Raw genomic sequence first — 21,521 nt, forward strand, 5'->3', positions numbered from 1 at the left:
GTTAAGTTTATACAATTATACTGCAACCTTTGATCTAAGAAAATAAGTAAATTGAGTGGGTTAAAATTCAAATTTGCGATAGCTCCAATGAGCGTGTATCAAATTTCAGATTAGCTTGTCAGTTGCTTTTATTGTAGAGGATTACTTGATTTTTTCTATACTAATTAAATAAGGACTAGTTCAGGCTGGGGGGGATACTGTGAAACGAATTGATGAGATTTTAGAATATATTGCCAATGGCACAAAGAAACTGACGGTAGAGGCTTTGCTGGATGGCGGTGGAATTACGGCTGCGGAAATAGCCGATCATCAGAATATGCTGAGAAATAATGTGAGCAAGGAGCTGAATAGTCTACTTCGGGGCGACTTGATTATTAAAATCAAGGGGAGACCCGTCAAGTTTTTGCACAAGCAGGTGATCGAGGAGATCTTTCGGGTCCAGCTTAAAGAGAAACAAATCCAAATAAACAGCATTAATGAAATATTGCTGCCTGAAGAGCAAGTCGATCCGTTTCACTCCCTAATCGGTTTCATGGGGAGTATGAGAAACCAGGTTGAGCAGGGAAAAGCGGCCATATTATACCCGCCGAAGGGCCTGCATACGCTGATTGTGGGACAGACTGGCGTAGGAAAAACGATGTTTGCCAGATTGATGTATAATTATGGAAAGTATATGAAACGGTTTTCGGAGCAAGCACCATTTATCGTATTTAACTGCGCCGATTATTACAATAACCCTCAACTGCTACTTTCTCATATTTTTGGTCATGTGAAAGGGGCGTTTACCGGGGCTGATCGGGAAAAGGAGGGACTGGTCGAGAAAGCTGATGGAGGTATCCTGTTTTTGGATGAGATTCACCGGTTGCCTCCGGAAGGTCAGGAAATGATTTTTTATTTCATGGACACGAACAGTTACAACAAATTGGGTGAGTCAGAGCGTAAACGGGATGCGAATGTGCTGCTCATCGGTGCTACGACAGAAGATCCCGGCTCTTCCATGCTTAAAACCTTTATCAGACGGATACCGATTACAATTAACATTCCTTCCCTGCAAGAACGAGCAGTTGAGGAGCGGTTTTTGATCCTGAAGCATCTCTTCGCAAACGAGGCCCATCGTGTTAACAAGCCCATTCGGGTCGAATTGGAAACTGTAAAAGCACTGATCGGCAGTGTGACCTATGGAAATATCGGCCAGTTAAAATCGAACATTCAGCTTGTGTGTGCCAAAGGATTTTTGAACAGCATACATGAAAATAAGGAAGAAATTGATCTTGATTTTAAGATTTTGCCTGGAAATATCAAGGAAGGTCTATTTAATATGGGGAAAAACCGCAAGGAGATTGCCGAAATGGAAATGGTCAACTCCTCGCTGTATATTACTCCTGAAGGTAGCAAAGGAATGGATGAAGCAGATGCTTCTGAACTGCCGTTTAACCTTTACAAATTGATTGAAGACAAAATAGGGATGCTGAAGGAAGAAGGGCTCGACGACAGCTTTATCAATAAGTTTATTACTACGGATGTTAATATTCATATCAAAAGTTTCTATAACCGATTTTATAACATCAAAGGGGGACGGGAACGGATCCTTAAAATCGTGGGCAGAAATATCCTGGAGTTCGCTGAACAGGTGCAGGAGATGGCTCAAAAAGAACTGAACAGAAAGTACAGTGACAGGTTTGTTTATGCCTTCAGCCTTCATTTGAGTGCCTTTTTAAAGCGAATCCGAGAGAAGAAATACATCAGCAAACAAATCTATGATCCGATTAATGATCAGGATGAAGAATACAGACTGGCACTGATTATCAAGGATTTGATTGAATCCAAGTTCGAAGTCAGCGTACCCGATGCCGAGACTACCTATGTGGCCATTCTTCTGAAATCCGTCGAAGAGGAGCATCAAGGAAATGTGGGGATCATCGTAGCTGCACATGGCAACAGTACGGCAAGCAGTATCGTAGGCGTCGTCGATAGCCTGCTGGGAAGCTCAAATATTTGTGCAGTAGATATGCCTTTGGATGTTAGTCCCAGAGAAATCCTGGAGGTTATTATTGATAAAGTAAAGGACATTGACAATGGCAGAGGCGTATTGCTGCTGGTTGATATGGGCTCCCTGCTTAATCTTGAAGCAACCATTATGGAACGTGTCGGGATCAAGGTGAAGACCATTGATATGGTATCAACTCCCCTTACGTTGGAGGCTGTGCGAAAGGCTAGTATTTTTGATATGAATATAGAGGAAATTTATCAATCTTTGAAGGACTTCCGTGGATATAACAATGGAAGCGCCGAAGTGAAAGCAGAGAAGGTTAGTAATAAGGTAATTGTGACGGTTTGTTCTTCCGGCAAAGGCGCCGCAGTCAAGCTGAAGGAGTTTGTGGAGAAAGTCGTTTACGACCTAACAGAAGAGAAGATAGTCGTTGTACCGGCAAAAGTCAGGGAATTGGATAAGGTGGTGAAGGATTTACGAGCCAAGCATACGATTCTCGCGGTAATTGGAGTTAAGCGGCCAAGCGAGCTGAATGTACCGTTTATTCCTTTGGAAAAACTGATCGAGGCAAGCGGTGAGCATGCATTAAGAGAACTGTTGCTGAACAATCAACTGCCTGTTATGCATGCTAACGAAAGCATAGTCGTTAGAGATCTATGTGAGGATACGCTAAAGGAGTTCATGACTTATCTGAATCCCCACAAAATCTTGGGGATTTTGATGAAATTTATCGAGCAGCTGGAACAGGAACTGGAAGTCGATTTTCATTATGCAAAGAAAGTTCAGCTTGCCGTTCATACGGCTCATGCCATGGAACGAATGGTCATTGGAGAAGGGTTAGTATATCAGGGAGATGAATCCTTGCTTGATCAACGAGTCCTCGATGCGGTGAACCGTTCCTGCAATATATTTGCTTCCAGTATCAACATGAAGCTGACCAATGATGAAAAATATTATATTTGTGAAATTTTAAGCGAAGTATATAACTGTATTCCCGAGTAATAGCGTAAGTGTATAAAACGCTTTCAAATGTGTATCAATAATGTGGATGTTGAAAATAAGCATATGGTGAGAAAAGACCAAACCCTCGGAACGGCCGAGGGGTTTGGTCTTTTTTCGGATCATGAACGGTTCATACAGAATGTTGGCACGAGACTTGCATATAAGTATAGGCGAAGGAAGTAAGGAGGGGGTGAAACCAATGATAGGTGTTATTGTCGGCACACACGGAAAATTTTCCAAAGAGATCCTAAGATCCACGGAAATGATTTTCGGCCATCTGGATAATGTGGTGGGTGTGACGTTCGAACCTGGTGAAAGCGTTAACGGACTTGTTGAGAAGTACAAGGCGGCATTGGAAACAATTGATTGGACGGATGGACTTATCTTTCTCGTCGATTTGTTTGGTGGCAGCCCCTATAATGCGGCCAGCAGGATTGTGGCCGGGTATGAAAAAATGGACATTGTAACAGGGGTAAACCTGCCGATGATCGTAGACCTGCTAACAAATAGAGGGCTGGAGAACGTGGAGAATCTGAGTGATCTGGCAATCCGTGCGGGTCAGGATTCGATGAAGTCTTTTCGTGTCATCCGGGACATACAAGCAGAGGAGGAATTATAGGTATGGAAATTTCATTTGTTCGTATTGATGACCGTCTGATCCATGGTCAGGTAGCTACTGTGTGGGTGAAGGAAACGAAGTGTAACAAAATTATCGCCGTCAGCGATGAGGTCGCTGCGGATACGCTGCGCAAAACCTTATTGTTACAGGTGGCGCCGCCGGGAATTAAGGCTTATGTTGTCACGATTGCGAAAGCGATTGAAGCTTACAATAACCCTAAATATAACGATTTTAAGACCTTATTCCTGTTTACCAATCCGACTGATGTACTGCGGGTTGTAGAAGGTGGGGTACCGTTTACATCGGTAAATGTAGGTGGGATGTGCTTTAAAGAAGGCAAAACACAGATCACCGGAGCGGTGTCCGTAGACAAGCAGGATGTAGAGGCATTTCATAAACTGCACGAAAAGGGGATTGAACTGGAAATTAGAAAAGTGGCCAGTGATCCTAAAATCAATTTGATTAACAAGCTCCAGAATGTCCAGTTTTAACAGCAGGTTGGCATAAGAGAGGGGGTCAAACATGAGTGTTTTTGAAATCGTAATGGTAGCGCTGGTTGCAGCCATTTGCGGAATGGGCAGTGTTTTGGATGAAGGGCAGACTCATCGGCCTATAGTTGCGTGTACACTGATCGGTCTGGTCCTGGGAGATCTCAAAACCGGTATTATTCTAGGCGGTACGCTGGAATTGATGGCTTTGGGCTGGATGAATGTCGGGGCGTCCATGGCTCCGGATGCGGCTTTGGCCAGTGTAGTCTCAACCATATTGGTTATTGTCGGGCATCAGTCGATCGGCGCCGGAATTGCCGTTGCGATTCCGATTGCGGCTGCCGGACAAGTGTTGACAATTTTTGTAAGAACGATTACCGTGTTCTTTCAGCACCTGGCAGATAAATATGCCGAATCTTCAAATTTCAGAGGAATTGAACTATGTCACTTCATCGCCCTCCTTCTTCAGGGATTACGCGTCGCTTTGCCTGCCGTATTGGTGGCTATCGCAGCAGAAACCGGCCTCGTTACGGCTTTGCTGGATGCGATCCCCGAGGTCATTACAAAAGGGCTGCAAATTGCAGGAGGATTCATCGTCGTTGTAGGGTATGCCATGGTTATTAACATGATGGCAGCCAAATACCTGATGCCTTTCTTTTTCTTGGGCTTTGTCATCGCAGCATTTACAAGCATCAATTTGGTTGGCTTTGGAATCATGGGGGCGGTTCTGGCTCTGCTGTATATCCAGCTCAATCCTAAATATAGCCAGCGAAAAGATCAAATGGGTGAAATTGAAGAGCTCTAAAGAAATACCTAATGAAAGAGTGGGATACTATGGAAGAAAAAAAGTTAACAAAAAGCGATTTAAACAAAATGTTTTTCCGTTCATGGTTCCTGTTGGGCTCGTTTAACTTTGAGCGTATGCAGTCGATTGGTTTTTGTGTCACCTTGATTCCTGCAATCAAGCGGCTTTACAGCAAGAAGGAAGACCAAAAAGAAGCATTAAAGCGGCATCTGGAGTTTTTTAATACTCAACCGTTTATCTCTGCACCGATTATGGGTGTAACGGCGGCTATGGAGGAGCAGAAAGCCAATGGCCAGCCAATTGACAATGCTACTATAAGTGGAGTGAAAATCGGCTTGATGGGGCCCTTAGCCGGGGTAGGGGACCCTATTTACTGGGGAACGTTACGCCCGGTTCTGGCTGCGTTGGGAGCTTCCATTGCTTTGTCCGGTAGCGTCATCGGGCCTGTCCTTTTTTTCCTGCTCTTTAATGTTATTCGCTTGGCAACCAAGTGGTACGGACTGAAATACGGCTACCAGAAAGGGACGGAGATTGTGTCCGACATGTCCGGAAACCGGCTGCAAAAGCTTACAGAATCAGCCTCCATCCTAGGACTTTTTGTCATGGGCGCACTCGTATCCAAATGGACTACTCTAAATGTCCCACTGGAAGTATCAAGATATACCCGTGCGGATGGAGTAGAGGTGGTTACGACGATACAGATGATTCTGGATCAATTGATACCTGGTCTGTTACCTCTTTTGCTGACTTTTTTGTGCATGAGACTGCTCAAAAAGAAAGTGAATGCTATAGCTCTGATTTTTGCTTTGTTCGCAATAGGAATTATTGGATACGCCCTTGGTGTATTGGCTTAAGCCAATTTTTAAAGTGATCCGGTCAAGTAGCCGATTTTTTTCAAGGATAGCCTCAATAGTTAAGAAACCAGTTTAGAAACCCTGTCTTCTGAAGACAAGGGTTTCTTTTTTCACTTTCTAAATTGCATTTGAGGGATTTGAATTTGCGTTTTATACAGAAGCTATGTATGGAATATTAAATCATTGTATACTGTTTAGACTATAATTCCATGCTAGATGCAATGGGAATGAGGTGTATGTTATTTATGTATAGAGTGGCCATCTGCGATGATGAGCACAAGCAAAGAGAGCTTGTTAAAAATATGCTGATCGCTTTATCGATAAAGACAAATATAGAATTTAAAATTGAGTTATTTGACTCAGGAGAACAGCTAGTATCTCATTATCTAAACGATGAATTGCCATTCCATATCTTAATATTGGATATTGAAATGAATGGTATGAACGGAATTCAAACTGCCCAAAAAATAAGGAGTTTAAATCACCTTGATGAACAGATTGTTTTTTTAACGAGCTATCCTGAGTATATGCTGGAAAGCTTTGACGTGGTTACCTTTCAGTACTTAATAAAACCGATTGCTTCCCATATCTTTGAGGAAAAAATGATAAAACTGTGTCAGTACTTTCAATCTCTCGATAAAAAATTCGTTATCATCAAGTCAGCTTATGAAGAGGTGCTTTTAAAATATGATGATATCATTAGTATTGAAGTGGCCAAAAGCTTAACCATAAAAAACAAACTGCATTTTGTAACCTCTACACAAACCTATGATAGCAAAGGGATTCTTTCTGATTATGTATCAGCATTAAAGGAATATAATTTTCTGCAAATTCATCGTTCGATTATTATAAATTTAATTCATGTGAAAAAATTTGCTGGTGGTGATGTTTTGATGTCAAATGATGTGAAGCTGCCTATTGGACGTTCTAAAATAAAAGAAGTTAAAGATCTGTATACCAAATTTATGATCATGAAGATGCATTAATATGATGGAATATAGCTACCTGCTTCTTAATCTATGTGTTGTACTGGTGATGTGCTTTCAGGTGAATTTTTACTTTAACTCGGTTTTTGATAAGTCCAATCGAAAGCCGAATAGAATCATCTATTTCATTATTTTTGGATTACTGAACATCTTATATTTAAGTGTTTATCTGTCTCCTACGCTATCCTCGATTTTAGCATTACTGGTCATATTTAGTTTAGCGCAATCTTATATCGTGGAAATAAAGACAAAGATTATTTTTTCTATACTTTATGCTGTATTGTTCACCATCGTTAATTTTATATCCCTGTATATTTTATATGCTGTAGACTCTGTTAAGATAAGCAACTTCAGTCATTGGAGTGGACAAGATCACTTGATATTCTCTAAGGTTATGTTACTTAGCTGTATTATCATGTTTGCTGTCATTCAGATTATACGATTATTTGCCAAACGCAGAACCTTCCCTATGCATGCTCGTTATTACATTTTATTTTTAATTGTTCCCATCATAAGTATATATCAGGTCAATGTTTTATCTGTTTATAGTGAAAAGAATATGTATTATTTTATATCTATTATTAGCTTTATTTTCTTAAATGTTTTTATCATATACATCTTCGATAATATCATTGAAAAATTTCAATTAATGCATGAAAATGCTCAATTACAACATCAGATGGACTACCAAGACGCTAACTACGAAAAAACGGTTCACAGCTTCAAAAATATGAAAAGAATCATTCACGACACACACCAGCAGTTTTTGTATATTGAAGAATGCATAAAAAGAAATGAATTAGCTGAGGCAAGTGAACATATTAAGGTTACATTAAATAAAATCGAAGGAGCCTATCAAAGGGTTAACACCGGTAATCTAGTCATCGATGCCCTTGTCACGAATAGTATTAATATTGGGCAAGCCAATGGTATCAAGGTGGATACCCAGCTTAGCTTATACTCACACAAAGTAAATATTGAACGTTATGACTTATGCGTCGCTCTGGGCAATATGCTGGATAATGCCATAGAAGCATCTAAAAAGGTCAAGATTGCGGATGATAGGTACATTCTTATTAAAATACATTCCAATGAATCTGCGCTTTTCATTCACATCCTGAATCATGTGGAGAATGAAGTTGCCCATTTGCATAGTCAAAAATCAAACCCGGATATCCATGGTATAGGTCTAACCAATATATCCAGAATATGTGACAAATACGGTGGAAACATGACCATTGAAACGAAAAATAAAATATTTAATAATATGGTTTTATTGCCATTTTATAAGGACAATCCTTAGACATCATGCTGTTTAGGGATTGTTTTTTTCGTTTAAGGGTGACTTTTCTATATAGAATCTTCATTCATTGTATGATCAGTCCAGTAATAAAATCTGGGAAGCCATAAGAGGAGGAAATATGGAATGAAGAAAATAATAGCTGTGTTCATTTCGGCTATGCTTCTTGTACTGCCGATGACGAATGCTTTTGCTCAAGGTAGTCCTGAACCCATCAAGGAAAAGGCCCGCAATCTGGCCTCGGAGCTGGTATCCAAATACGGTGTTAGCGGTGTGCAGTATGCCATTATGGACCATGGAAACATCGTATTATCGGATAGCGTAGGTGTAAAGAATAAGGAAACCAACGAGCCAATCACCAAAGATACGATGTTAGGTATAGGCTCTATCAGCAAAATGTACGTGTCTGCTGCAACGATGATGCTGGTGGATGCCCATAAGGTAGATATTGATCAGCCGCTAACAACATACATTAAGGACTTTACAATGGCTGATGAAAGGTACAAACAAATTACACCGCGTATGCTGTTAAATCATTCGTCAGGTCTTTACGGTGCTCACTATAAAAATAGTATGTTATTTAATGACAATGATACAGAAAATCATGATGAGCTATTGCTGAGATTGCAATCAGAAACTTTAAAATCCAACCCCGGCGAATATTCCGTTTATTGTAATGATGGATTTCAACTGCTAGAAATATTGGTTGAACGGGTGAGCGGTCTAAGTTATACCGAATTCCTGGCAAAGCATATTAGTGCCCCTTTGGGTTTGGACTCTACGAAAACACCACTCGATCAGTTTGATAGACAAATGCTGTCCAAAACTTATTTTCCTGCGATTGAGGGGGCCTTACCCGTTGAGAATGCCAATGTGTTTGGAACAGGAGGCTTATACTCCACCGCAGAAGAGTTGGCTATGTTTTCAGAAGTATTATCGGGGAACAAAACCGATATTTTATCTGCACAATCAGCAAAGTCCATGCAAAGTCATGAATATCGAAAAGGAATATGGGTACCTGAAGAGACAAACAGCTTTAATTATGGGCTTGGTTGGGATGCGGTTCAGTTGGCACCGTTTAGTGATTACGGAATAACTGCGCTATCCAAGGGTGGGGATACTGTTTTGTATCACTCTGTCTTGATCACCATACCAGAGCATCAACTTTCTATGACTGTGCTTTCATCTGGAGGGTCTTCCATCTTAGATAGTATTTTTGCTTCTAACGTTTTATTGGAAGTTTTAAAAGATAAGGGCATCATTAAAGACATCATACCGGATAAAACATTTGAGCCTCCTGTAAAAGTGGAAATGCCATCTGATTTACTTTCTTATTCGGGATTATACGGTTCGGTGGGTACAACCATCAATGTAGACATTAAAAACGGTGAGTTTGAATTACCTGCTTTTCTGGAGGGGTTCGTCCCGGCGCAAAAATATGTGTATACAGGCAATGGACAATTCAAAAGCAGTGATGGCAGTGTAGCCATAAGCTTTGACAAACAAAAAAACGGGAAAACGTATATTAAGGCTAACGCATATTTAAACTTTCCGGGATTAGGCCAAATGGTTATGGTGATTTATGAATATCAAAAGCTGGATGCCAATCCTCTAAATACTACAGTTAAAAAGGCATGGGAAAATAGAAACGGGAAAAATTATTATGCCCTGGATGAAAAGATATCTTCTATTTTTTATCTGGCCCCATCATTTATAACGAAAAAAATATCCGTTGATCATGATGGATACGCAAGTGGTACTAAAATTGTGGATGAGAATAAAGCAGTTAATGCAGTTGAAATTCCTGTTATGAGTGGAAGAGACGCATTTGATCTGAATTTTACTACCAAGGACGGCTCGGAATATTTAATCATAGATGGACAGTCCTATATCAGTGAAGATGCTGTTGAACCTATTTTGGGCGGGAAATCAGATTACACCCTACCATCGAATGGCCAAGCTAAATGGTTTACAATAGATAAAAACTCAGCCCATAAAACGATGACCGTTGATGCTCCAAAAAGCGGAGGGTTCGCTGTCTATGATGAAAATGGAGCAGTTGTAGATTTTTCAACTGCCAGCCATAACAATTCGGTTGTACTGCCCAAAGGTGGATTGATCGTTTTGGGTGGCAATGCAGGGGATGTATTTAAAATCAATTTGAATTAAGCGTGTAGCCGCTTCTGAAAATTCAGGAGCGGCTATTATAATATAAGCTCTTCATTTTGGGTTGTGTGCTTTTAGAAGATACCCGCTTTTTTTGATGTTTCTTTAATCCCGTTGGCTCCATTAACTACAGTTTTACCCCAATCCGTCAGATTGCCATTAGGTCCGGTTGCAAGATCAAGATAGGAAAGGTGGGAGCTATTCCCATACCAGGACCAGGCTAACCAGCCTATACTTTTGGATTGGCCGTATCTCATGATTTCTGTCTCGTCAACATCCGCTCCCTGATGGTAACCGCCAAATTCGCCAATAATCAGTGGAAGTCCTTGATTCAGAACGTTATCAATATTGGTTCGAACAGTTTGAGCATCTTTACCAGCATATTCATACATATGGATGGAGAAAACCGTATTTCTTAATTGATCCGCTTCAAATACAGATTTTCCAAAATCATTGATAGACTGAGGATATTGTCCCCACCCGGCACCATCGACGATGAGCGTATTTTTGATGCCTGCGTTTCTGAGCTTGGGAATCGCTTGTTTGTATCCATCAGCCCAACCGTTTCCATTCCAAGATCCATACCATTCGTTCGCAATGTTTACGATAACCCGGTCTTCCTTGCCGATCAGAGCATCTTTGATGCTAATCCAGTAATTCACAGCTGCATCCAAAGATGCGTAGTCGTCTTTACCCGTAGCGTCATGAACTTCAAGTACAGGAATCATTTTATAACTTGTAACCAGGGAGATAATATTGTTCACGGAATTAATGTCATCCTTGGTGTATTGGTTTCCGTCAGAAAGGACAATCCGGACTGTGTTAGCACCTGTCTGGGCAATTGCCGGGATTGCTGTATAAAGATCGTTTTTGTACCAAGTGTGAGCATGATTGACGCCTCTCATAACAAATGGCTTACCAGTAGAATCATACAATTTGGTACCGCTTACATAAAATCCTGAAGCAGCTTGTGCCTTTGAGATGATTCCCCCTAAACCTATCATGATGAGCAGGCCAACAAGTGCAGACAATAATGCTTTTCTTAACAATACCTTCATTTTTATTCCTCCCTAAATATATTATTCAACTTCCTGCTATATAGAGGTAGGTTAGGTATGTAAGTGTATAAATAGCAGCAAGCTAAACACAATGTTAAGCGCTCTCATCATAATGTTATTTTTCGTTATTCTATCACTTGTATTTTTGTTATTCAATTGTTTTCTTATTTTTCTTGATTTTTTGGAAATGTAGATACATAATTTTCTTATTAATGGACAATTTTTCTCCTGGTTTATTGTATTTATTGCTTCTATTAAGGTGTTTAACCTTATGCTTTTACATGAAGTTAGTCATATATAAAAAATACACCTAACTGATTTTGTTTGAACAGACTTATTTTATGTAGAATAACCTAACGTTCTAATTGGCTGATGAACATGGACAATGTGAGGATCCAAGGGTACAACTAATACCTAAGCTTCACCACGATATTAAATTATAGTATGATATTCTTGTGAAAAATTTTACCAGAATGGATAGGGGCAAGCTGATGAGAAAACCAATCATTGCAGTCGATATGGACGACACCATCTGTCATCTCGTCAAACGAGCCATATACCATAACAATAGTGAATTTCCCACTCATCCGCTTCGTTATGAAGAAATGTTAGATTGGAACACCGATCATCTACGTCATCCGAAAAGTACGCTTGAGGTATTTTATGGGCGACCGGGTTTGTTTGAGGAACTTGAACTGTTTGACGAGTATGTCGTAGAAGAAATGGAGAAACTTTGCAATGCTTTTGATGTCATTATTGTGACAGCGGCAGAACCCAAGACCGTCGTGGAGAAATGGAACTGGCTTCAAAGGCATATGCCATTCATTCCGATTGAGAACTTTTTCCCATGTAAACGAAAGAACCTGATTAACTATGATCTCCTGATTGATGATGGTCCTCATAATTTAGTGCCTGCGCTAGAGGCGGGGAAAAAGGTGCTTTGTATTCCTCATCCATGGAATCTGAAAGCAAGAGAACAATATGAATTCCCGGTCATGACATCTTGGCAAGGAGCAAAAGAACGAATAGACTCCATTTTAGGAGTTCTGAAATAAATAATAGATAAATTCATACTACAGCCGGCTCTCTAGAGCTGGCTTTTTTTCGTGAAAGAATGGACCCATGATTGAAATAAAATGGTATAATTGATGCATATTCTCCATGAGGAGGGATACGTGTATGACCATGACTATGGGGCAGATTGTGAATCATCTGACAAAGGGAATAAGCACACCCAAACCCACCGTAGATCTGCTTAACCCAGGACATATAGATACTGAGGTACAAGGAATTGTAACCGCTTTCTCTTCGTCGCAGTATGTGATAGAACAGGCTATTTCTCTAGGTGCAAATTTTATCATTACGCATGAAGGTATTTTTTATAGCCATCAGGGGATGCAGGAATGTTTACTACATGATCCCGTTTTTTTGCAAAAATCTCGCCTGATTGCCAATTCAGGTGTAGGCATTTATCGTTTTCATGACACCATACATCGTTATCAACCGGATGGAGTGATGGTTGGACTTCTTCAGGCACTTGACTGGCACACCTGCGTTGTGAAACAGCAGCCGACGGCCGCCATTTTGACTATTCCGGCTATGGAAGTTAAGGAGGTCGCTGAATATATCAAAGCCAAACTACATATTCGTTATGTACGGGTAACTGGCGAGGTTTCCATGCCATGTGAACGAGTAGGAATCTTAGTAGGATACAGGGGAGGTGGCGAACTAGCCATTCCATTATTTCTAAATGAAAATGTGGATTTGATCATTGCCGGTGAAGGACCAGAATGGGAAACACCAGAATATGTGAAAGACGCTGTCTATCAGGGGCAAAGTAAAGCACTTATCATGCTGGGACATGCTGAAAGTGAAGCACCTGGTATGAAGTATCTCGCTGATGTACTTTCCGTCCAATTTCCAATGCTCCCCGTACACTTTGTTGAAGATCGCCCGGTGTTTCAAATATTGTAATCGAGAACACGTCTATTGTGATGGTCATCCCGCACTGTTGTTATATCCGTTCATCCACTTTATGAAATGGAGGCAAGATGATGGGAAGCAGAGTGATTATGCCGTTCAAAACAGACTGGAAATTTATAGAGGGAAATTACACAGGTGCCGAGAAGATGGATTATAACGATGAGCATTGGCGGGACCTTCATATTCCTCATGACTGGAGCATTGAAAAGTCCTTTGATCCACATATGCTGTATGGTGGCAATCAAGCTTATTTGCCCAGATGGTCTGTCGGATGGTACAGAAAGCATTTTAATGTGAAGCCCTCCTCTCCAAAACAGCGCGTATACATACAATTTGATGGTATTCATAATAACAGTGAGGTTTGGATTAATGGGCATTTTGTAGGCAAGCGGCCTTATGGATATGTTAGCTTTCAATATGATTTGACTCCATATATTCGGTGGGATGAGGATAACGTGATTGCCGTCAAAGTGGACAATACGATTCTTCCACCTGACAGATGGTATTCGGGGTCCGGTATTTATCGTAATGTCTGGCTGATTTGTACGGATTATATTCACGTAACCGAATGGGGGACTTACATTACTACACCTGAAATTTCGCCAGAGGAAGCCAAGGTGAGTGCCAGAATCCAGGTCACTAATTATCATGAGCATGCCGTAGAGTGTAATATTGTGACTGAAATTCTGGACTCACAGGGACAAATAAAAGGAAAAATTGAAAACCGGGTGACTCTTTCGGGCTTTGAAACAGGCGAAATGGAGCAAAAAACGCGAGTTTTAGAGCCAGAATTATGGTCACCGGACAACCCGGTGCTCTATGAAGCCCAAACGACGATCTATTGTGAAAATAAAGAGGTAGATCGTTATCGTACTCCTTTTGGCATAAGAGAAGTGAACCTGGATGCTCAAAAAGGTTTATTTCTGAATGGAAGCAGCTTGAAGTTGAAGGGAGTGTGCCTTCACCATGATTTAGGCTGTCTGGGGGCTGCTTACCATGATACTGCCATGAAGAGAAGGCTACAGAGACTGAAAGAAATGGGCTGTAACTCGATTCGTTTTGCTCATAACCCTATGGCGCCCGAATTATTAGATCTTTGTGATCAGATGGGGTTCTTGGTGATTGATGAAGCTTTTGACAAATGGAAATCTCTTTCCTATGAGCATTTATATGATGAATGGTGGGAAAAGGATCTGGAAGCGATGTTGGTCAGAGACAGGAACCATCCCAGTGTTTTCATGTGGAGCGTTGGGAATGAAGTGGAGAACCAAGGTCAGCCGTCCATGCTCAAAATGTTGGAGCAACTTGTCGCCTTTTGCCATGAAAAAGACCCAACTCGACCGGTTACATGTGCGCTTGAGCCGCATAATACACCGATAAGTTTGCGTGAAGGTTCGATTCAAGCCAAGGTGGAGCACACCAAAATGCTGGCACAACGGGTGGACGTACTGGGGCTAAACTATCAGGAGCAGTGGTATGAGCACTATAGGAGGGCCATGCCGGATACTCTTATCCTTGGAACAGAGACTTTCCCATACTATCGGGGCAAGGATAACCGTGTTAAAGGTTATTTGCCCCTGAATCCCTGGTTTGATGTCGCTAATCATGATTATGTGATCGGTCAATTTGTTTGGAGTGGAATTGACTATTTGGGAGAAACAAGCTATCCCTCCAAAGGGTGGTCCTCGGGCCTGATTGATACTTGTGGGTTCCGCAAACCTGTATCTTATCTCCAACAAAGTTTATGGTCTGATCAGCCTGTTGTGCACATAGCCGTATTTAACGAACATATGAAACCGGAATATAATCCGCCATGGACGATGCACTGGAAATTTCCGGCTATGGAAGATCATTGGACATTTCCTGAATACGGTGGAAAATTGATACGGTTGGTTACCTTCACCAATTGTGAGAGCGTGGAATTGATCGTGAACGATGAATCATACGGTGAGAGGAAGCTGGCCGATTACCCTAATCACCTAATCGTATGGGAGCTCCCCTATACATCGGGCAAAATCCGTGCTATAGGCCGCAATGGAAATCAGCAGGTTTGTGAGCATGAATTAACCTCTGCCGGGCTTCCTTATGCTCTAAAGTTGGAGGCTGATCGGGTGGTTCTACCTGCTGATGGGCATGAGATATCCCATGTGGAAGTAAGCGTCATAGACCAATACGGGATCATTGTACCCAACCAGGAGTTTGATGTAACCTTTAAACTACATGGTGATGGTCGTATCCTTGGAATAGACAACGGCGACCTCACCAGTGATGAACCCTTCAAGGGAAATGAGAGACGAACACACAGAGGAAGGTGCCTCGTTATTGTACAATCCGGGGTTCTGACGGGAGAACTGTTGCTTCAAGCATCAGCAGATGGAGGGTTGCAAGGAGAAACCAGACTGAAAATTGAACAAGAAATACAAGTGACAATTCAAGGTTGATTCAGTATGGAGCTTGTATTGTTTAACTAAAAAGGTCTGAATAGGTGGTGAGTGCTCATGCTCTACCTTTTCAGGCCTTTTTTAATATGTTTACAACTGACGACCAAAAGACTTTACCACTTATGCTCTTCAAGATTGAACTATACAGAGTAATAAATAATCATATTCATCCGAACCAGTGTTTCTCCTAGATTATAGTATATGTGTGGGCGGTCTGCTTTAAAGCGGATCGAATCTCCAGCTTTAACCGTGTACATTTCTTCGCTGACTTTTACCACCATTTCACCCTCAAATACCGTAATAAATTCTTCTGTACCTTCACGGTGCGGCGCTGAACTCAGTTCCCCGCCTGTTTCAATCTCTACTGTGTAGACCTCAAAATTTCTGCTTCCTTCATAGGGGAAAAACGGATACAACCGATAGCTGTTATTTTCTTCAAGCACTTGTACTTTGCTTTTAGGGACGACTACTGCATCTGCAGGCGGTTCATTAATTAGAGCAGTGAAAGAGATTTTCAAGCCGTTCGCAATTTTCCATACGGTTGTAATGGAGGGATTAGATTCTCCCCGTTCAATTTGACCGAGCATCGTTTTACTGATCCCAGTCAGGTCAGCTAATTTATCTAAACTTAATTTTCTTTCATTTCTTAGATACTTTAAATTTTTACTTAAAATCAAATTAATATGCTCCATAAATTTTCGCTCCCTATTGTGCTTTATAAAGAACATATTGTACAATCACAAAGTACAAACGTGCGTTTAAACGTACATATTGTTCAATTATAACACACTGGAGTTGATTGTTGCATGCCGTTTATTCCGTTCCTTTCTTATGCGCTTGTTACAAGCTTTACGCCCGGTCCCAACAATATTATGTCTTTAGACAGTGCCAGGCGGTTAGGTTTGAAAAAGGCATTTCCATTCTTGCTGGGAGTAACAGCGGGCTGTTTCGCCATTATGCTGTTAGCCTGCTATTTTAATCTTGCTTTGTATCATTTTTTGCCACGAGTTAAAATCTGGATGAATATACTCGGTAGTCTGTACATGCTTTATCTGGCAGTAAAAATAGCTAAGAGCAAATCTTCTACGAAGAATAATGATCACAATGAAGGATATTCCTTCAAATCAGGACTGTTGCTGCAATTTATCAATTTAAAAGTCATATTGTATGGTATTACTGTAATTTCAACGTTTGTTATGCCTTACGATGTTTCGTATATTGCGCTCATTACGATTTCATTACTCCTTACCTGTATTGGTTTTGTATCTGTCGTTTGCTGGGCGGTTTTTGGTGCTATGTTTCAACGTTTCTTGAATAAGTATGAGCGCTCCTTCAATATCATAATGGCCTTATTACTCATGTATAGTGCACTATCAATATGGATTTAAATAAACCGTATTCGCGATAGAAAAGAGAGGTTTCTGCTATAGGCAGGATCCTTTTTTCAACATTATAGAATTTATAAATTTTCGGGGTGGGAGCAGGACTACCACTCTGTTTTTGTTTAGTCGTTTCCGAAATTTTTAAATGCCGGGCACTCTCTTTTATCTTATAATATATGTACCATAGATAATTAACTTAATCCCTTTTTCCGTGCGGGGAATGTGTACCCCTTTTCACGCTTCCCGCCTACAGGTTTTTTATTCCTATGAATAGAATATACCGAGGAACAAGGTCAATTCCATTTTAAAAATAATTATTTTAATATTGCTAATGTTAATGCACCGACGGGTGGGAGGACAGGCCATGAACAAAGAAGAACAGGTCATAATGGGTTTCAGGGACTTATTCAACAAGATGGTTTGGCTTAATAAGTTTAAGATGGAAGCCAGTCTTAAGGGTTATAAGTCTTCTGAAGTACATTGCATCGAATACATTGAAAGAAATGTAGATTCCAACGTGACAAAACTTGCGGAGTCCCTTTATATGACTAGCGGTGCCATAAGTAAAATAACTAAGAAGCTCATAAAAAAAGGCATTATCGAAAGCTACCAGAAGCCGGATAACAAGAAAGAAATCTATTTTAGGCTTACTGAGCAAGGGAAAGTAATTTATAAAATCCATGAGGAACTGCACAAAGAGTTTCAAGAGCGGGATAAAGCCGTATTTGAGCAGGTAACCGAGGAACAATTTGACAGTATGCTTAGCTTCATGGAAAAGTATAGTAGGCATTTGGATGCAGAAATAAAGAAACAGGGTATAGATATTAAGTCGGAATAAATTTGAATAATGAAAATCAAACCACAGGCAGCCGGGCTCTATTGAGATCGGGCTGCATTTTTATTGCTATTATTTTGTTGCCAAGGAAGCAAAATCATGATACGATAATTTTGCTTCCAAGGAAACAAAGTAACAACTTTTGAGGGGAGAATTCAAGTGTTCAAATTTAGATCACACAATGAACAGAACACAGAACAAACCGTAGATAAAAAGGCTTTAATATTCGGTCTTATGTCTGTGTTTCTTTGTGGAATAGGCTTCAGTATCATAACACCTGTCGTCCCATTCTTAGTGCAGCCTTATATAAGCAATCCGGGAGATCAAGCTATAGTTGTTACGCTGCTGACCTCTGTTTATGCAGTCTGCGTGTTTTTTGCGGCCCCCGGACTTGGAGCTTTGAGCGACAGATATGGCCGTCGTCCATTACTCTTAGTATGCCTTTTGGGTTCTGCAATCGGGTACTTAGTTTTTGGTATGGGAGGAGCTCTATGGGTACTATTTGCTGGGCGCATAATAGAAGGTATAGCAGGCGGGAGCATAAGCACTCTCTTCGCATATTTTGCAGACATCACTCCTAGAGAACAGCGCACCAAATACTTTGGGTGGGTGAGTGCGGTTGCAGGTGTAGGCTCCGCCATTGGCCCAGCTCTAGGCGGGTTGATTGCCAAGTTTGGTTATTCTGCACCTATGTATTTTGGTGCAATAATAACTTTATTAAATGTTGTTTATGGATTCTTTTTTATGTCTGAGAGTCTTGACAAGAATAATAGACTGAAAAAGATTACCTTTGTAAGACTGAATCCGTTCACTCAGCTTGTAAACGTACTTTCCATGAAAAACTTAAAAAGGCTACTTGTCTCAGCGTTCTTAATTTGGATACCCAACGGATCTTTACAGGCAGTTTTTTCACAATTTACAATAGATACTTTCAATTGGGCGCCTGCACTAATCGGACTTATGTTTTCAATTATGGGCGTCCAAGACATCATTTCCCAAGGTTTCATAATGCCAAAGCTTTTGAAAAAACTCAGTGATGCACAGATATCAATTCTTGGAATGGTTTCGGAGATTATAGGCTACAGTCTTATTGCAGCATCGGCTTTGTTCTCATTCTATCCTCTTATTATCGCTGGTATGTTTATATTTGGTTTTGGTGATTCGATCTTCGGGCCTTCATTCAATGGGATGCTCTCCAAGTCTGTCGATTCTAGTGAACAAGGAAGGATTCAAGGAGGTAGCCAATCTATTCTGGCTTTAGCAAGAATAATTGGGCCTATCATTGGAGGTCAAATCTATGTATCACTTGGTCATGCCGCGCCCGCTTTTATGGGTATGATCCTTATAGCAGCGGCAATACCAGTTTTGTATAAGGGTACGCATGTAAATAAGTAAATACTTACTTTACATTGAATGACAATGCAATAGAGCAAAGTGTAAAAACAACCTGCCCTGTGGTAAATAAAAAAAACGCAGTTTTGGCAGATAGTTTTTTGCGACCATTTTAGCGGCAAGACCAAGCGACGGTTTTGGAAATAACAAATCAAAGCCGCCGCCATGTTAATTTTCATTCGAGATAATTTGGTATTATTCTGCTTATCAAAAAAAGCTTATTCTATTTATGGGACAATCCCGTATATGAACATGGCATTATTATTCAAGCCCGGTTGAGTTTATTTCAACTGGGCTTTTTCATGTGAACTGAACTTGTTTAACGATTCATGAAATACGGGTATTACCTTAATAGATAAAGTTTGTTGACAACTTGTATATACATGATTTAATCTTGTATATACAAGAAATTGAAAGCGTTATATTAAATTCTTTTACGCTACTTCATTTCGAAAGAAAGGAATGAGCATGGATGAAAGCAATGAATAAAGCTTTACTTCCTCAAGATACGGACTGGTGGCGAAAATCAGTGGTCTATCAGGTTTATCCCAAAAGTTTTAACGATACGACGGGCAAAGGAACCGGTGATATAAGAGGACTGACGCAAAAGCTGAATTATTTACAAAAACTAGGTGTTGATATTATCTGGTTGCAGCCTGTATATGTCTCACCACAACGTGATAACGGGTATGATGTAGCTGATTATTGCCGGATTAATCCCGATTATGGAACAATGCAGGATTTTGAAGAATTGAGCCAGGAAATTCGGGCGCGTGGGATGTACTTGATGATCGACATCGTGGTTAACCATTCTTCCACAGAACATGTCTGGTTTCAGAAGGCACGGCTTTCTAAGGATAATGAGTATAGGGACTATTATATCTGGCGTGATCCAGCACCCGATGGAGGACCTCCGAACAATTGGATATCCAAATTTGGTGGGCCGGCCTGGCAATATGACCAAACAACAGGCCAATATTTCCTGACACTGTTTGACAAGACGCAAGCGGATTTAAACTGGGAAAATCCCAAAGTCCGTCAGGAAGTCGTCAATCTGCTGAAATTTTGGGCTGAGAAGGGAGTTAGTGGCTTCCGACTGGATGTCATTAATTTAATCTCCAAAGATCAGCAATTCTCGAACGATGATAGAAGCACGGCTCCTGGCGACGGACGTAAGTATTATACGGACGGTCCACATGTGCATGAATACATTCATGAATTACATGAGAAAGTATTCGCTACGTATAACAGCCTCACCGTGGGTGAGATGTCCTCCACCTCACTGGATCACTGCATCCGTTATTCCAATCCAGAGAGAAAAGAATTGTCCATGACCTTTAATTTTCATCATTTGAAGGTGGATTATCCGAATGGGCAAAAATGGGAGTTAATGCCTTTTGACTTTGAAATGCTGAAAAAGCTATTCTCGGATTGGCAAATTGGCATGCAACAGGGCGGCGGCTGGAGTGCATTGTTTTTTAATAATCATGATCAGCCAAGAGCGATCTCTCGCTTTTTGGATGATGGCGAATACCATGCGGAAAGCGCCAAGCTACTGGCGACCACGCTACATGGTCTTCAAGGAACGCCCTATATATTTCAAGGCGAAGAGATTGGTATGGCCAACCCGCAGTGGTCGGATATCGAAGAATTCCGGGATGTTGAATCTCTAAATATGTATCGTATTTTACAGGAACAAGGCAAAAGTGCAGAAGAAGCATTGAATATCATTCGAGAGCGGTCTCGTGATAATTCGAGGACACCGATGCAGTGGGATAGCACTCGCAGCGCGGGCTTCACTACAGGTACTCCTTGGATTAAGGTAGATGAACGATATCCACAGATCAACGTTCAGGCTCAGTTAGAGGATCCGAACTCTATTTACCACCATTACCATAAGCTGATTTGTCTGCGTAAGACGGTGCAAGTCATTACCGATGGGAATTATCAACGTTTGGACGAAGCTCATCCTCAGGTCTATGCCTATCAACGCAGCAATGAACAGGAGACTTTGATCGTCATCTCCAATTTTAGCGGACAGGATGCACAATTCCGTATACCTGATTCATTTTATTCATCATTAAAAAATCAAGCATTGGGTGCGGCTGAGCTTTTAATTGGTAATACCCAGCACGCCCTGGAGCTAAATCAGGTGATCTCTTTGACCCCGTATGCTTCCTATATGTGGATCATTCGTTATCCTTGATTGAATAACATGGA

The 21,521-nt window shown here is 40.9% G+C and carries 17 protein-coding genes; 15 read left to right on the top strand and 2 right to left on the bottom strand.

Going from position 1 to position 21,521, the window contains the following annotated elements:
- Nucleotides 1–199: 199 nt before the first annotated feature.
- The 8 genes from AC6EJC_RS13465 to AC6EJC_RS13500 all read left to right on the top strand — a co-directional run bounded on the left by AC6EJC_RS13465 (nt 200) and on the right by AC6EJC_RS13500 (nt 10,213).
- A complete protein-coding gene (locus AC6EJC_RS13465; protein ID WP_444954386.1) occupies nt 200–2,992 on the top strand; it encodes a sigma-54-dependent transcriptional regulator in 2,793 nt (930 codons plus the stop codon).
- Between the two features lie 199 nt (nt 2,993–3,191).
- A complete protein-coding gene (locus AC6EJC_RS13470; RefSeq protein WP_444954387.1) occupies nt 3,192–3,611 on the top strand; it encodes a PTS sugar transporter subunit IIA in 420 nt (139 codons plus the stop codon).
- Between the two features lie 2 nt (nt 3,612–3,613).
- On the top strand, nt 3,614–4,102 hold the full coding sequence (locus AC6EJC_RS13475; protein ID WP_025682751.1) for a mannose/fructose/sorbose PTS transporter subunit IIB: 489 nt from the start codon (nt 3,614–3,616) through the stop codon (nt 4,100–4,102).
- A 31-nt stretch (nt 4,103–4,133) separates the two neighbouring features.
- Entirely contained in the window at nt 4,134–4,904 is a 771-nt protein-coding gene (locus tag AC6EJC_RS13480) for a PTS mannose/fructose/sorbose transporter subunit IIC (protein ID WP_225999790.1), read from the top strand.
- Nucleotides 4,905–4,915: 11 nt separating this feature from the next.
- Nucleotides 4,916–5,758 carry a PTS mannose transporter subunit IID gene (gene manZ, locus AC6EJC_RS13485; protein WP_444954388.1) on the top strand — a complete coding sequence of 281 codons (843 nt, stop codon included), beginning with the start codon at nt 4,916–4,918 and terminating at the stop codon, nt 5,756–5,758.
- A gap of 245 nt (nt 5,759–6,003) precedes the next feature.
- A complete protein-coding gene (locus AC6EJC_RS13490) occupies nt 6,004–6,744 on the top strand; it encodes a LytR/AlgR family response regulator transcription factor (RefSeq protein WP_444954389.1) in 741 nt (246 codons plus the stop codon).
- Between the two features lies 1 nt (nt 6,745).
- Nucleotides 6,746–8,047: a GHKL domain-containing protein gene (locus tag AC6EJC_RS13495; RefSeq protein WP_444954390.1), complete on the top strand. Its 1,302-nt coding sequence runs from the start codon at nt 6,746–6,748 to the stop codon at nt 8,045–8,047.
- Nucleotides 8,048–8,170: 123 nt separating this feature from the next.
- Nucleotides 8,171–10,213: a serine hydrolase domain-containing protein gene (locus AC6EJC_RS13500; RefSeq protein ID WP_444954391.1), complete on the top strand. Its 2,043-nt coding sequence runs from the start codon at nt 8,171–8,173 to the stop codon at nt 10,211–10,213.
- 71 nt (nt 10,214–10,284) lie between these two features.
- On the opposite strand, the gene AC6EJC_RS13505 is transcribed toward AC6EJC_RS13500, so the two are convergent.
- Nucleotides 10,285–11,268: a glycoside hydrolase family 5 protein gene (locus AC6EJC_RS13505; protein WP_444954392.1), complete on the bottom strand. Its 984-nt coding sequence runs from the start codon at nt 11,266–11,268 to the stop codon at nt 10,285–10,287.
- 491 nt (nt 11,269–11,759) lie between these two features.
- On the opposite strand from AC6EJC_RS13505, the gene AC6EJC_RS13510 reads away from it, so the two are divergent.
- The 3 genes from AC6EJC_RS13510 to AC6EJC_RS13520 all read left to right on the top strand — a co-directional run bounded on the left by AC6EJC_RS13510 (nt 11,760) and on the right by AC6EJC_RS13520 (nt 15,692).
- Complete coding sequence (locus AC6EJC_RS13510; protein WP_444954393.1) at nt 11,760–12,323, top strand: 5' nucleotidase, NT5C type; 564 nt, start codon at nt 11,760–11,762, stop codon at nt 12,321–12,323.
- Between the two features lie 124 nt (nt 12,324–12,447).
- Complete coding sequence (locus AC6EJC_RS13515; RefSeq protein ID WP_444954394.1) at nt 12,448–13,242, top strand: Nif3-like dinuclear metal center hexameric protein; 795 nt, start codon at nt 12,448–12,450, stop codon at nt 13,240–13,242.
- A gap of 80 nt (nt 13,243–13,322) precedes the next feature.
- Entirely contained in the window at nt 13,323–15,692 is a 2,370-nt protein-coding gene (locus tag AC6EJC_RS13520) for a glycoside hydrolase family 2 TIM barrel-domain containing protein (protein WP_444954475.1), read from the top strand.
- Nucleotides 15,693–15,832: 140 nt separating this feature from the next.
- Here the strand turns inward: AC6EJC_RS13520 and AC6EJC_RS13525 are convergent, their stop codons facing one another.
- On the bottom strand, nt 15,833–16,384 hold the full coding sequence (locus AC6EJC_RS13525; RefSeq protein ID WP_444954395.1) for a helix-turn-helix domain-containing protein: 552 nt from the start codon (nt 16,382–16,384) through the stop codon (nt 15,833–15,835).
- 114 nt (nt 16,385–16,498) lie between these two features.
- On the opposite strand from AC6EJC_RS13525, the gene AC6EJC_RS13530 reads away from it, so the two are divergent.
- The 4 genes from AC6EJC_RS13530 to treC all read left to right on the top strand — a co-directional run bounded on the left by AC6EJC_RS13530 (nt 16,499) and on the right by treC (nt 21,507).
- Nucleotides 16,499–17,080: a LysE family transporter gene (locus AC6EJC_RS13530; RefSeq protein ID WP_444954396.1), complete on the top strand. Its 582-nt coding sequence runs from the start codon at nt 16,499–16,501 to the stop codon at nt 17,078–17,080.
- Between the two features lie 358 nt (nt 17,081–17,438).
- Entirely contained in the window at nt 17,439–17,912 is a 474-nt protein-coding gene (locus AC6EJC_RS13535) for a MarR family transcriptional regulator (protein WP_444954397.1), read from the top strand.
- A 156-nt stretch (nt 17,913–18,068) separates the two neighbouring features.
- Nucleotides 18,069–19,304: an MFS transporter gene (locus AC6EJC_RS13540; protein WP_444954398.1), complete on the top strand. Its 1,236-nt coding sequence runs from the start codon at nt 18,069–18,071 to the stop codon at nt 19,302–19,304.
- A 469-nt stretch (nt 19,305–19,773) separates the two neighbouring features.
- Nucleotides 19,774–21,507 carry an alpha,alpha-phosphotrehalase gene (treC, locus tag AC6EJC_RS13545; RefSeq protein ID WP_444954399.1) on the top strand — a complete coding sequence of 578 codons (1,734 nt, stop codon included), beginning with the start codon at nt 19,774–19,776 and terminating at the stop codon, nt 21,505–21,507.
- The last annotated feature ends 14 nt before the right edge of the window (nt 21,508–21,521 follow it).

The organism is Paenibacillus sp. TY11, assembly GCF_059772165.1.